Source organism: Lentzea californiensis (assembly GCF_024648825.1).
GTDB classification, from domain to species: domain Bacteria; phylum Actinomycetota; class Actinomycetes; order Mycobacteriales; family Pseudonocardiaceae; genus Lentzea; species Lentzea californiensis.
Genome location: NZ_JANBBE010000006.1, coordinates 327,176 through 340,138 on the forward strand (window position 1 = coordinate 327,176; position 12,963 = coordinate 340,138).

Sequence of the window (12,963 nt, forward strand, 5' to 3'; positions counted from 1 at the left end):
CAGCGGGTTCAGGCGATGCGGTCGGCGCAGCTCATCGGGACCGCCGGAGAGACCTCGTCCGATGAGCGCCGCAGGTGGGCCTCACCCCACACCCTCACGCCTTCGACGACGGGCAGAACCGTTGCCCCGTAAGGCGTGAGCCGGTAGAGGACGGGCGCGGGCACCGGTCCGGTCTCCACGCGTTCGACGAGTCCGTCGGCCTCCAGCTCGCGCAGTTGCCCGGCCAGCACCTTGGGCGTGATCGGGACGGCGCGGCGGCGCAGGCCGGCGAAGTGGGTCTCGCCGTGGGCGAGCCAGTAGAGCAGGGTCAGCTTCCACTTCCCGCCTATCGCGGCGAAGGCGGCGGCCATCGGGCAGCCGGGCAACGGGTTGGGGCGCGAGGGGTTACCGGGAGGTGCCTTCTTGTCCATGGCCGCACTCCGCTCCGATAGTCAGGCCATGACCCTGCCACACAAGCGAATCCTCGTCGCGGTCCTCTCCGTCGCACTGGTGGCCGCGACCGCCGCCTCCGGGAACGCCTCGCGGACCACCGGCGGCCAGTACGACTTCGACTGGGAGATCGGCAGCTGGCGCACCACCGTGCGCGTGCTCGCCGAGCCGTTGTCGGAGTCCGCCGACGAATGGCTCCAGTTCAGCGGGACCAGTGTCGTGCGCCCGTTGATGGATCGGCGCGCGAACGTCGTCGAGCTGAAGATCGCCGGCCCGGCCGGGCGCGTCGAGGGCCTGAACCTGCGGCTGTACGAACCGCAGGCCGACCGGTGGAGCCTGAACTTCGCGAGCATGCGCGACGGCGTCCTCACACCGGCGGTCTTCGGCGGGTTCCGCGACGGCGTGGGCGAGTTCCTCGGCGACGACCAGCTCGGCGGCCGACCGATCGAGGTGCGTTTCCTCGTCTTCCGCCAGGGACCCGACCAGGCCAGGTTCGAGCAGGCGTTCTCCGGCGACGGCGGAGCGACGTGGGAGACCAACTGGATCGCGATCGACCGCCGGAACCGCTGATGGCAGCCGTCCGCACGTGCACCGCGACCCCCTCACCGCCGCCATCACCCCGGACCTCGCAAAACGTGAGACAGTGGACATGTACGCCCGCCTCGGGTCCACACCCGCGGGCGTCTTCACCCCGGAGCGGACGCCGCCTCATCCAGGCGCGTTTCACCGCTCCCGGTCAGTTCGCACCACTCCACGCCCAGGACCGGGTACAGGCACCACCCCACGAGGGAGATCTCCCATCACCGCCTCCGCGCTCACGCCGACCCCGGCCGCCCCCCGGACCCTCACCGACATCTACGGCCCCGACATCGCCGTCTGCGCGCGCCCCGCCCAGGAACCGACTGTGCCGTCGAGCAGGCACCGCAACACCCGCGACGTACTGTCCGCCCGTCCCCTCGCCATCGCCGCCGGCACCCCGGTCATCTGCAGCGCGGGCGGCACCGAACCCAACCTGATCGCCGCGATGCGCGACGGCGGCCTGCCGGTCGGCACCGACGCGCGCGAGTTCCGCAGCGAAGCCGAGTTCGCCCTGCGCGTCACCGAGGCGCTCAGCGACGGCCTGCTCCTGTCCATGGAGTACCCGCAGCCCACCAGCCTGTACCCGGACGAACGCTCCGTGAAGAGCGCCGAGCTCGTCGGCTACCTCAACAACAAGGCCAGCATCAGCACGTTCGTCGACCCGCGCTTCCAGGCCCGCCGCCAGATCGTCACGACCGACGAGCTCGCCCTGGCCGCCCCCGCCGAGAAGTCCTGGGTCCTCAAGGCCGCCACCAACGCCGCCCACGGCGCCAGCCTCGACGTCTACCTGCACCGCGCCGGGGAGCCGGTGAACCTGCCCGCGTTCACCGACATCCTCAGCGAGGTCGTCGTCGAGGAGTACCTGAACATCCACCGCAACTGGGGCGTGCAGCTCTACGTCGCCGCCGACGGCCAGGCCCGCCTGCTCGCCGTGACCGACCAGCGCATCGACGCCGACGGCGTCTACACCGGCGGCCGTTTCGGACTGGTCGTCCCGCTCCCCGCCGACCTGCTCACCGAATGCCTGGCGATCGCCCAGCGCGCCGCCGACGTCGGCTATCGCGGCATGTGCAGCCTCGACTGCGCCCAGACCCACGACGGCAGAATGGTCATGCTCGACCTGAACTTCCGCATCACCAGCGGGTCCATCCCCCTGCTGGCGCTGCACACCATCCGCCCCGACGACCTGGACCGCCCGTCGGAGTCGACGAAGCTCACCACCTCCGCCCCCATCTCCGCGCTGCTGGCCGCGCTGAGGCCCGCACTGCTGCGCGGAGGGCTGCTCGTCACCGGCGGCCACGACACCCGCCGCACCGACAACCCGATCAACCAGACCACGCTGCACCTGATCGTCTTCGGTGACGACGCCGACGACGTCGCCGCCCGCCGCACGGCGCTGGAGACCATGTACGACCACTGATCGGCTCTCCAGCCGGCCGGCTCCGTCGTGGAGGTGGCCGGCTCCTCCCCCACCGCCCGGCAGCGTCGCGGCGCGACACGGGCGGCGGAGGAGGATCGTCATCCGGCGGCGCTCACCTCACGGTGATGTTGGAGTTGCCACTGCTGCGGTACCCCTCGGTCGCCATGATCATGTAGTAGCTGAAGTTGCCGAGCCGCATGTTGGCGCGGCCCCACGCGTCGAAGTGGTTCCCGGTGGTGATGGACCCACCCGTGCGCTTCTGCTGCCGGACGCTCCAGAACTGCGGGAACGTCTTGTTGTCGCCCTCCACCGAAGGCGCGTTGTACCGCATCGTCTGGTAGATGTCGTATGTGCCGCCGTCGGTGGTGACGGTGCCCTTGTGGGTGCCGGTGGGCCGGTAGTTCCCCCAGTTGTCGACGATGTAGTACTCGACGAGCGGGTTCGACGTCCAGCCGTACAGCGTCAGGTACGCGTTGCCGGAGGGGTTGAAGCTGCCGGAGTAGTTCACGGTCCGCCGTGAACCGTTGCTCCAGCCCTTGCCGCCGACGAAGTTGCCGACGTTGCTCCACGAGGTGCTGTAGTTGCCGCCGGACCCGAAGTCCATGCAGACCCTGCCGCCACCGTCGGTCCAGAACGAGTAGTAGTAACCGCCGTTGTTGCCCGTCTGGCTCGAGCACGTGGCGGCGATGCCCACGTCGGCGCCGGCGACGACCGGTGTCAGCGCCATGACCAGCGCGGTGCAGGCACCGCTGACGAGCAGTGCCGTGCGGCCGCGTTTGCGACTTCGCGGGCGGGAACTGGATTCAGCCATGTTCGGTACTCCTCACTCATCGAGGCCGGCGGTCAGCGTTGCAGCGTCAGCAGACCCGGCCGGTACGGCAGCAGGCCGTAGTCGCCGCCGGAGTTCGGGTTGCGGCCCTGGTAGAGGAACTGCAGGTTGCAGGGGTCGATGGTCTTCGTCTGGTCGGGGTTGGCGCGGATCAGGTCGCCGTGGCTGATGTCGTTGGTCCAGGTGGCACCGCTGTTGGCCTTGCCGGCGAACGGGTTGCTCTCGGTGGCGGCCTGCGGCGTCCACGAGCCGCTCAGGCTGCTGGACGTGAACGAGCGGAAGTAGCGCCCGCCGGAGCCCATCGCCTCGACGATCATGAGGTACTGGTTCTGGCCCTGGACCTTGTAGACCTCGACGCCCTCGAACAGGTTCGCCGTCGTGTCGCTCATGATCTGCGTCCAGGACGAGCCGAAGCTGCCGGGAAAGTTCCCGATCGGCATGGTGGCGCGGTAGATCTTGCCGTTGTCACCGGCGAAGAACAGGTACATGTTCGTGCCGTCGCCGATGAGCGTCTGGTCGATCGGGCCCGTGCCGGAGTTGGGAATGGACCCCGTGAAGAGCGTCTGCGCCGGCGACCACCCGTTCGCGTTCGTGGGGTCGTTCGACGTCCGGTAGCTGAAGGCGGTCGGTCCCCACTGGTAGGTGAGCACCCAGATGTTCTTCGGTGCGAAGTAGAACAGCGTGGACGCGACCGCGCCGCTGTTCATGCCGTTCTGACTGGCGGAGGCCATGTCGGACCAGTTCGTGAACGCCCCGAAGTTCATCGAGCCCCACGTCGTTCCCGTGTCGTGCGTGGTGGCGTAAACGATGTGCTTGCCGTTGTGCATGACGTGGGTGAAGTCCTTGAGCGACACCCAGCCCTGCTTCGGCTGTGCCAGCGGGCCCGTGGACGACCAGCGGTAGGTCGACGGGAGCGAGCACCCGCCGGGCGGGTTGCTCGTCGTGGTGGTCGGGCCCGTCCCGCCGCCGACGCGGACGAGCTGCCACTGCTGGTTGGTGCCGCCCCAGTCGCTGTACTGCACGACGTTGCCGCCATCGGCGGTGGAACCGCCCTGGACCTCCACGGCCTTGTTGCTGTTGCGGTTGACCAGCCGCACGTTCCCGCCGTCGGAGTCGGCGAGGCGGAACTGCTGGTTGGTGCCGTTGGAGTCGGCCCACTGGACGATGGCGCCGCCGTCGGCGGTGGAGAAGTTGTGGACGTCGAGGACCTTGCCCGACAAGCGTGACTTCAGCCGGTAGTAGCCGCCGCCGGAGTCGACGAACTGCCACTGCTGCTGGTTGCCGTCGTTGCGGGCCCACTGCGTGATGCGCGCGCCGTCGTTCGTGGCGAGGTTGTAGACGTCCAGGGCCTTGCCGCTGTTTCGGTTGACCAGGACGTACCAGGCGGTGGTGTCGACGGTCGCCGCCGACACGGGCGCCGCGCTGAAGGCCGCCACCAGACCGCCGAGCAGGACGGCCACGGCGGCGGTGATGCCGGCCGCACGTCGTCTGCGGGCGCGGGGGGCGGGGGTGGAGGGGTGGCCTGATCCGGCCATGGGCGTGCTCCTCTTCATCGAGGTGAGGATCGCGAGCGGGCGGCATCTGAAAGACCGTTTGCGCCGAGCGGTCTTTCACACCCGTTCAGAGCGACAACCATTACGTGACAGAGATGTCATTACGGCGGATATGGCCGCCTGCAACAACTGTGAGGGATGATCTCCGCGCGGTCAAGAAGAGTCGAATGCGTTCGACTGGCCGATGCCGCGCATTGTTGGTTGCTAAAAAAGACGAATTCTTTGAGCGCATTCGAACCGCACGGGCCGGTAGGGTCGTCCTCGTGGATCCGGAGGACACCGCCGCCCGGCTCGGCGTTCCCGTCGAGGAGGTCGACCGCGTGCACCGGCTCGCCGGTGACCGGCCGTCCGCCCCGCTGCCCGCCAAGGCCGACGCGCCCGCGATCCTCGAACGGCTCGCCGTGCGGCCGGACGACGCCGCGGAGGTCATGGCGGGCTGGCCCGACGCCGACTCTCCACTGTGGACACCCGAGCTGCGCTGGCTGCTGGACCGCTCGATCGCCCTGGTCCAGGCCGATCTCGGCGGCCACCAGTGGTTGTCCCCCGGCCCGGAGCTGCCGCGCGACCGCGGCCCGGCCTGGCGGCACCTCTACGTGTACGCGTACCTGGCCCTGGCCGGCGTCGTCACGAGGTACCACCGCGAGCACGGCATCGCCGACGCCGTGTCGTGGACGACCCTCGCGGACATCGGCCGCAACCTCGCGGTCGACAGGCGGATGCACGGCGAGGGCTGGCCGGTCATGCAGAGCTGGCTCACGCTGCACGCGCGCGGAGCCGTCTACGAACTCGGCCGCCTGCAGCACCACCGCGGCGGCACCGCCATTTCCCTGCACGTTCCCGATTCAGGCCCGATGACCCCGGAAGCGGTCACGGCGTCACTCGACGAGGCCCGCGCGTTCTTCCCCCGCCACTTCCCCGGCGAGCACTACACGGCGTTCTCCTGCGGCTCGTGGCTGCTCGACCCGCAACTGCGGGAGTACCTGCCGGCGGACTCCAACATCATCCGGTTCCAGCAACGGTTCGAACTGGAGCCCTACGAGGAGCCGGAAGGACTGGACGCCGACGTCGAGGTGCGGCGGTTCGTGTTCCGCACCCTGAGCACGCCGCTCGACCGGCTGCCGCGCGACACGCTGCTCCAGCGCGCCGTCGTCGACCACCTGCGGGCGGGCCGCCACTGGCACTGGCGCAGCGGTCAGTTCCCGATCTAGCGGCGCCCTCGGTCTCCGCCCTCGTTGACACCAGCTAGCTAATACCCTTAGCCTCTAGCTAACGACATTAGCTTTTGTTTCGGAGGACGGCATGACCGAGTACCTGAACATCGACGGCGGCACCATCGCCTACGACGTGACCGGGCAGGGGCCGCTCGTCGTGCTGGCGCACGGCATCGGCGACAGCCGCCACTCCTACCGCTTCCTCGCCCCGCTCCTGGCCGCGAAGGGGTACCGGGTCGCGAACGTCGACATCCGCGGTTGCGGCGACTCGAGCGCCGAGTGGAGCGGGTACAGCCGCACGGACATCGCGGGTGACCTGGTCGCCGTCGTCCGCCACCTCGGCGGGCCCGCCGTGGTCATCGGGCAGTCGATCAGCGGCGGTGCCGCGACCATCGCGGCCGCCACCGCACCCGACGTGATCACCGGCGTCGTCGAGCTCGCGCCGTTCACGCGCGCGCAGTCCGTCGACCTCGGGGGCATGTTGCGCGTCAAGCGCTTCCGCGCGGGCTACACGCAGCTCCTGAAGGTCCTGCTCGCGGGAAGCCTGGACAGCTGGAAGCGCTACCTCGACCTGGCGGTTCCGGCCAAGCCCGCCGACTGGGACGCCGAGCTCGCCCGCATCGAGTCCAAGCTGCGCGAACCCGACCGGATGAAGGCCCTGCAGGCCATGTGCAAGACCAGCCCGGCCGACGCCGGCACGCAGCTGGCCAACGTCCCCTGCCCGGTCCTGGTCGTCATGGGCACCGCCGACCCCGACTGGGCCGACCCGCGCGCCGAGGGCGAGAAGATCATCGCCGACCTGCCGCGGGGACGCGGTGAGCTGGCGGTCATCGAGGGAGCCGGGCACTACCCGCACGTGCAGACGCCCGACGAGGTCCTCGCGCTCGCCCTGCCGTTCCTGGCGGAGACGCTGACCCGCGCCTAGAGGTCCATCCACGCGATGGATACCGGCAGTCAGGATTAGTGATTTCCGCACGGCGTCCCGGCGCACCAAAACTAGGGCCACTGTTGCCGGTCATCGGAGATCGGCAGGTGCACCTGACCGGAGACGCCTGTGTCGCAACGAGCCTCACGTCCTGAGAAGCCGGGCAGACGTCCCGGCGGCAGCCTGCTCACCGACGGCGAGCGGCCCGCGGGACGTTCCCAAGCTCTGGTCCTGCTTCTCGCGAGCTGCCTGCCGGTGCTCGGGTCGGTGCTGCTCGCACCGGTGCTGCCGGCCATCCAGCAGGCGTTCGCCTCGACGCCGGGGGCTTCGGCGCTCGCTCCGATCGTCCTGACCGCGCCCGCGCTCGTCATCGGGCTGACCGCTCCCTTCGCGGGCCGGGTCGTGGAACGGACCGGGCGCAAGAGGCTGCTGGTCGCCGGGCTCGTCGCGTACGGGATCTTCGGCACCGCGCCGCTGTGGCTGCCCACGCTGGAGCTGGTGGTGGCCAGCCGGGTCCTCGTCGGGGTCGCCGAGGCCGCCATCATGACGTGCTGCACGACGTTGCTCGCGGACTACTTCCACGGCAAGCAGCGGCAGCGGTACTTCGGGTTGCAGACCGTGTACACGACCGTCGCGGCCACGCTGTTCTTCGCGCTGGGCGGGCTGCTCGGCGGCCAGGGCTGGCGGACGCCGTTCTGGCTCTACGTCGCGAGTCTGCCGCTCGCCGTGATGGCGGTCCGGTACCTCTGGGAGCCCGCCGACCGCCAGGACCGCGCCGGGAGGGTCGCGCTCGCGTGGCGGCTGCTGGCAGCGCCCATCGGCGTGACGCTGGTGGGAGGCCTGGTGTTCTACACGCTGATCGTCGAGCTGCCGTACGTGCTGAGCGGTGTCGGTGTCGTGTCCACCGCCGCCATCGGCATGATCAGCGCGCTGGCGTCGCTCGCCACGGCCGCCGGCGCGTTCCTGTTCACCCCGCTGGCGCACCGGGGGCCCGGGGTGACCGTGACGCTCGCGTTCCTCCTGTCCGGGATCGGACTGGCCGTGCTCGCGTTCGCGCCGAGCACTCCGGTGGTCGTCGTGGGCGCCGCCGTCACCGGGTTCGGGAACGGGCTGCTGCTGCCCGCACTGGTCACCTGGGCACTGGGCCGGCTCACCTTCGCGCAACGCCCTCGCGCGTCGGGCCTGTGGACGGCGGCGCTGTTCATCGGGCAGTTCGTGTGTCCTCTCGTGGTGCTGGCGCTGTCCGCGGCGGTCAGCGGCCTCTCCTCCGCGCTGCTGGTGATCGGTGCGCTCTCGGTCCTCCTCTCCGTGATCACCAGAGCGGTGAAGTCGACCGACGCGAAGCCGGTGCTGGCCGATGGGTGATCTGATCGACCTGGTCGTGACGGAGAAGTCCGCGGTGGCGCACGGCGTCACCGCGCTGACCCTTCGGCATCCCGAAGGGCGCCGGCTGCCGGACTGGTCTCCGGGCGCGCACCTCGACCTGGTGCTGCCCAACGGGATGGTCCGGCAGTACTCGCTGTGCGGTGACCGCTGGGACAGCGGCAGCTATCGCGTCGCGGTCCTGCGGGAACCGTCCGGGCGCGGCGGTTCGGCGTTCGTCCACGACCGGCTCCGGTGCGGTGACCGCATGGCCGCGAGCGCGCCCCGCAACAACTTCCGGCTCGCGCCTGCACCGAGCTACCTGTTCATAGCGGGCGGCATCGGCATCACGCCACTGCTGCCGATGATCCACCAGGCGGCGCTGCTCGGCGTCGGCTGGCACCTGCTCTACGGCGGACGAAACCTCGGCAGCATGGCGTTCCGCGACGAGCTGGCCGGTCACGGTGACCGCGTCACCGTGGTCCCGCAGGACGAGCTCGGTCTGCTGGACCTGCCCGCGCACCTGCCTCCGCCGGGACCGGACACCCAGATCTACTGCTGCGGGCCCGCTCCCCTGCTCGAAGCCCTGCAACGGCTGACCGCCGGCTACCCGGCGGGCCAGGTGCGCACCGAACGGTTCGTGCCCGCCGCGGAAACCTCTGCCGCACGCGACGAACCGTTCGAGGTCGAGCTCCGCCGGACCGGTGTCACGGTCGTGGTGACACCACGGCAGTCGGTGCTCGACGCCATCAACGCCGTGGGCGCCACCGTGTTGTCGTCTTGCCGTCAAGGGACTTGCGGCACGTGCGAGACCGCTGTCATCGAAGGCCGGCCGGAACACCGCGACTCCATTTTGGACGACTCCGAGCGCGCGGCGGCCGACTGCCTGTTCCCGTGCGTGTCCAGGAGCGGTTCGGGCCGGCTCGTCCTCGACGCGTGAACCCCCAGGAGGCTGTCGTGCTCACCCTTCCCGTGTCCGAAGTGGACCCGTTCTCGCCGGAGGTGCTGGAGGACCCGCTTCCCTTCCAGCGGCAGTTGCGCGAGGCGGGGCCGGTCGTTCACCTCAGTTCCTGCGACGCGTACGCCCTCGGGCGGTATGAACAGGTCCACGCCGTCCTGCGCGACTGGCAGGGCTTCCAGTCGGCGGCGGGCGTCGGCCTGAGCAACTTCCGCTGGGAGAAGCCCTGGCGTCCGCCGAGTCTGTTGCTGGAAGCCGATCCCCCGCACCACGACGCTCCGCGTGCCGTCCTGGAGAAGGTCCTCGGCCCCAGAGCACTGCGCAAGCTCCACCAGGCCTGGTTCGCCGATGCCGAGGGGCTGGTCGACGAGGTGCTGGCCGAGCGCGAGTTCGACGCGATCACCCGGCTGGCGCAGGCGTTCCCGTTGCGGGTCTTCCCGGACGCGGTGGGCATTCCCGTCGAGGGCAGGGAGAACCTGCTCCCGTACGGCGACCACCTGTTCAACGCCTTCGGCCCGCACAACGATCTCGTCGCCCGGGGCACCGAAGGAATCGGCGCGTTGTCCACCTGGGTCGACGCCCAGTGCGCCCGCGACGTGCTGAGCGGCAACGGTTTCGGCGCCGCGATCTGGGCAGCCGCGGACCGCGGCGACATCACCGGCGAGCAAGCCCCGCTGGTGGTGCGCTCGCTGCTCTCGGCGGGCGTCGACACCACGGTGCACGGGCTGGCCGCGGTCCTCTACGCGTTCGCCACCCACCCGGACCAGTGGCAGCGGCTGCGCGCCGACCCGGCCCTGGCGAAGGTGGCCTTCGACGAGGCCGTGCGGTGGGAGTCGCCGGTGCAGACGTTCTTCCGGACCGCCACCGCGGACGTCGAGATCGCCGGCGTCACCGTTCCGGAGGGCAAGAAGGTCCTCATGTTCCTGGGTGCCGCGAACCGGGACCCTCGGCGGTGGCACGACCCCGACGTGTTCGACCTGGCTCGTGATCCTTCCGGCCACGTCGGGTTCGGCATGGGCCTGCACCAGTGCGTGGGGCAGCACGTCGCACGCCTGGAGGCTTCCGCCCTGCTGACGGCGCTGGCGAAGCGGGTGGACCGGATCGAGATCGCGGGGCCGGCTAAGCGGCACCACAACAACACGTTGCGCGCGTGGGAATCGCTTCCACTACGCGTTCGGCTCGCATAGAACCCCGCATAAAACAGGGCCGGTGCCAAAGGCACCGGCCCTGTTTCGTGTTGACTACAGGGTGATCGTGCGGCGCACGGGCAGGTTGCGCGACGAGAAGCCCGCCGAGACGGTGTAGAGCCCCGGCTCGAGGTTCCAGCTGTCCGTGGTGGGGTTCCACACCGACAACGCCTGCGCCGCAACGGTGACCGAGACCTGCGTCCGCTGCCCCGGTGCCAGCGCGATCTTGCGGAACCCGACGAGCCGGCGCACCTCCGCGTCGGCGGACACGGGCAGCGCCGCGTAGAACTGGACGACCTGCCAGCCGGTGCGAGTGCCGGTGTTCGTCACCGTCGCCTGAACGGTCAGGGTGCCGTTCGCCCACGACGTGGTGAGCTCACCGACGCCGAAGGTCGTGTAGGACAGGCCGTGCCCGAACGGGAACAGCGGCTCCTGCCCGATGCGGTCGTAGAAGCGGTGACCGACGTGCACGCCTTCGCTGAACCGGACCACCTTGTTCACGCCGGGGTACGACGAAGCGGACACGGCCGGTCCCTGCGCCTCCGAGGCGGGGAAGGTGAGCGGCAGGCGGCCTGCCGGGTCGGAGTCGCCGAACAACACGGACGCCAGCGCCGTGCCCCACCCGCGGCCGCCGTACCAGGACTGCACGACGGCGCGCACCGAGTTCAGCCACGGCATGGCCACCGGGCCGTCGGTGTTGAGCACGACCACCGTGTTCGGGTTGGCCGCGGCCACGGCGGCGATGAGCTCGTTCTGGTCGCCGGGCAGGGAAAGCGTGGTGTGGTCCATGTCCTCGCCGGCGACGCGGTTGACCACGACGACGGCGGCGTGGGCGGCCTTCGCCGTGCTCACGGCGGCGGGGATGAGCGAGTCGGGTTGCCAGCCGAACGTCAGCCCGCTGTTCCCGGGCTCCGCGGTGGCGTTGGTGTACTCGATGGTGATGCCGGCCGGGCGTCCCGCGGTGAGGCTGACGACGCCCTGCAACGGGTAGTCGGCGGGCCCGAGGAAGAAGCGGCGGAGGTGCCGAGTCCCCGAGATCACCGTCCTGCCGTCCACCACCAGTTTCGCCGTGCCGGACGCGAGGAGCGAGAAGCGGTGCAGGCCCGTCGTCGACGGGGTCAGCGTGCCGGTCCACCGAGCCGACCAGACCGCCGGAAGTCCCGCGACCGGTGGCTGGCCGAAGTCCAGGACCGGGGTCCGCTGAGTGGCGACCGGGGTTCCGGTGGGGGTCGCCCCGGCGTAGAAGGAACCGGTCAGGCCACCGGGCAACGCGGCGGCGGGCACTACGGGCAACGGCACGTCGCCCACGGTTCCCGGCGACGTCGTCACCGCCACCGCGGACCCGGCACGGTCGCGGATCGCCTGCAACGGCGGCGTCCACGCGCCGGGGTCGACGTAGGTGGAGCCGGACACCCCGGTGATCGCCCCGCCGTCAGCGACACCGATCACGGCGAGGGACTTCACCGAGGACGCCAACGGCAGGACTCCGCGGTTCGCCAGCAGAACCGTCGAGTGCACGGCGATGTCGTGTGCCAGGGCCTGGTGGGCGGGCGTGGTGACCACAGGCGACGGCGCGGGCAGCGCGGTGTCGAACAGCCCGGCGGCGAACATGGCGGACAGGATGCGCCGTGCGGCGTCGTCGATCCGTGCCGGCGGGACGTTGCGGGCGAGGTCGTCGGCGGACACCTTGACGCCGCCGGGGCCGAGTCCCGCGAGGTCCATCCCGGCCCTCGCGGCGGCGATCTGGTCATCGCCCGCCCAGAAGTCGGGAACCGTGGGTCCCTGCAGCCCCGCAAGGCGTTTCAGGTCGTCGAACAACTGCGGGTTCTGCGTGGCATATGTGCCGTTGATCTTCGGGTAGGCGATCATCACCGAGGCCAGCGGCACGGACTCGACCGCGGCGCGGAACGGCGCGTGGTAGACCTCGTGCAACGCGCGTTCGCCGACCTGGACGTCGACCACGAACCGGTCGAGCTCCTGCGTGTAGGCGCCGAAGTGCTTGAGCACGGGCAAGGTCCTGCCGCGCTGCAACGCGCCGGCGGCGGCCGTGGCCAGTGCGCCGGACAGGTGCGGGTCCTCACCGAACCCCTCCGACTGGCGGCCGAAGTGCCAGCTGCGGGTGATGTCCGCGGTCGGGGCGAGCAGGGTGTTGAACCCCTTGCCACGGCCCTCGGCCGCGATGGCCGACGCCATCCGGCCGACGAGCGCGGGGTCGAACGTGGCCGCCTGCGCCAGCGGCACGGGGAACGCCGTGACGCCGGTTTCGCCGCGGAGTCCGGCGGAGGCGTCGGCGATGCTCAGTGCCGGGACGCCGAGCCCGGCCACCGCGGCGAAGTCGCAGCGGAGCAGCGCGATCTTCTGCGCCGGGGTCATGCGGGACAGGAGCCGGTCTGCCCGGGAGCCGGCCGCGGCCGCCGGTGTCCCGGTGGTGACGAGCGTGGTCAGTGCGGTCAGGGCGGTGGCTGAGATGAAGCTTCGACGATCCATGTCAACCTTTCAGGGGAGGGTGA

The 12,963-nt window shown here is 70.5% G+C and carries 11 protein-coding genes; 7 read left to right on the forward strand and 4 right to left on the reverse strand.

From position 1 onward, the window contains the following. Positions 1-8 precede the first annotated feature (8 nt). A complete protein-coding gene (locus LX88_RS23585; RefSeq protein WP_258949980.1) occupies positions 9-410 on the reverse strand; it encodes a winged helix-turn-helix transcriptional regulator in 402 nt (133 codons plus the stop codon). A gap of 28 nt (positions 411-438) precedes the next feature. Here LX88_RS23585 and LX88_RS23590 point away from each other — a divergent pair, with 28 nt between their 5' ends. Both LX88_RS23590 and LX88_RS23595 read left to right on the forward strand, forming a co-directional pair. Then, complete coding sequence (locus tag LX88_RS23590) at positions 439-999, forward strand: hypothetical protein (protein WP_258949981.1); 561 nt, start codon at positions 439-441, stop codon at positions 997-999. Positions 1,000-1,015: 16 nt separating this feature from the next. Then, positions 1,016-2,428 (forward strand): hypothetical protein, encoded by a 1,413-nt coding sequence (locus LX88_RS23595; protein ID WP_258949982.1) that lies wholly within the window; start codon positions 1,016-1,018, stop codon positions 2,426-2,428. 112 nt (positions 2,429-2,540) lie between these two features. Here LX88_RS23595 and xynA read toward each other — a convergent pair whose 3' ends face one another. After that, positions 2,541-3,239, reverse strand: a complete 699-nt coding sequence (gene xynA, locus LX88_RS23600; protein WP_307790892.1) for an endo-1,4-beta-xylanase XynA — start codon at positions 3,237-3,239, stop codon at positions 2,541-2,543. Positions 3,240-3,271: 32 nt separating this feature from the next. After that, entirely contained in the window at positions 3,272-4,810 is a 1,539-nt protein-coding gene (locus LX88_RS23605; RefSeq protein ID WP_258949983.1) for a non-reducing end alpha-L-arabinofuranosidase family hydrolase, read from the reverse strand. A 263-nt stretch (positions 4,811-5,073) separates the two neighbouring features. Between LX88_RS23605 and LX88_RS23610 the strand changes: the two genes are divergently transcribed. The 5 genes from LX88_RS23610 to LX88_RS23630 all read left to right on the forward strand — a co-directional run bounded on the left by LX88_RS23610 (position 5,074) and on the right by LX88_RS23630 (position 10,453). Continuing rightward, positions 5,074-6,018 carry an acyltransferase domain-containing protein gene (locus LX88_RS23610; RefSeq protein ID WP_258949984.1) on the forward strand — a complete coding sequence of 315 codons (945 nt, stop codon included), beginning with the start codon at positions 5,074-5,076 and terminating at the stop codon, positions 6,016-6,018. Between the two features lie 91 nt (positions 6,019-6,109). Further along, the gene (locus tag LX88_RS23615) at positions 6,110-6,946 is read left to right on the forward strand and encodes an alpha/beta fold hydrolase (protein ID WP_258949985.1); all 837 of its coding nucleotides are present in this window, start codon (positions 6,110-6,112) and stop codon (positions 6,944-6,946) included. Between the two features lie 129 nt (positions 6,947-7,075). Continuing rightward, a complete protein-coding gene (locus tag LX88_RS23620) occupies positions 7,076-8,311 on the forward strand; it encodes an MFS transporter (RefSeq protein ID WP_258949986.1) in 1,236 nt (411 codons plus the stop codon). Continuing rightward, the gene (locus LX88_RS23625; RefSeq protein ID WP_258949987.1) at positions 8,304-9,248 is read left to right on the forward strand and encodes a PDR/VanB family oxidoreductase; all 945 of its coding nucleotides are present in this window, start codon (positions 8,304-8,306) and stop codon (positions 9,246-9,248) included. The genes LX88_RS23620 and LX88_RS23625 overlap by 8 nt, the downstream gene beginning before the upstream one ends. A gap of 17 nt (positions 9,249-9,265) precedes the next feature. Beyond that, complete coding sequence (locus LX88_RS23630) at positions 9,266-10,453, forward strand: cytochrome P450 (protein WP_258949988.1); 1,188 nt, start codon at positions 9,266-9,268, stop codon at positions 10,451-10,453. A gap of 54 nt (positions 10,454-10,507) precedes the next feature. On the opposite strand, the gene LX88_RS23635 is transcribed toward LX88_RS23630, so the two are convergent. Beyond that, on the reverse strand, positions 10,508-12,940 hold the full coding sequence (locus tag LX88_RS23635; protein ID WP_258949989.1) for a glycoside hydrolase family 3 protein: 2,433 nt from the start codon (positions 12,938-12,940) through the stop codon (positions 10,508-10,510). Positions 12,941-12,963: the final 23 nt, after the last annotated feature.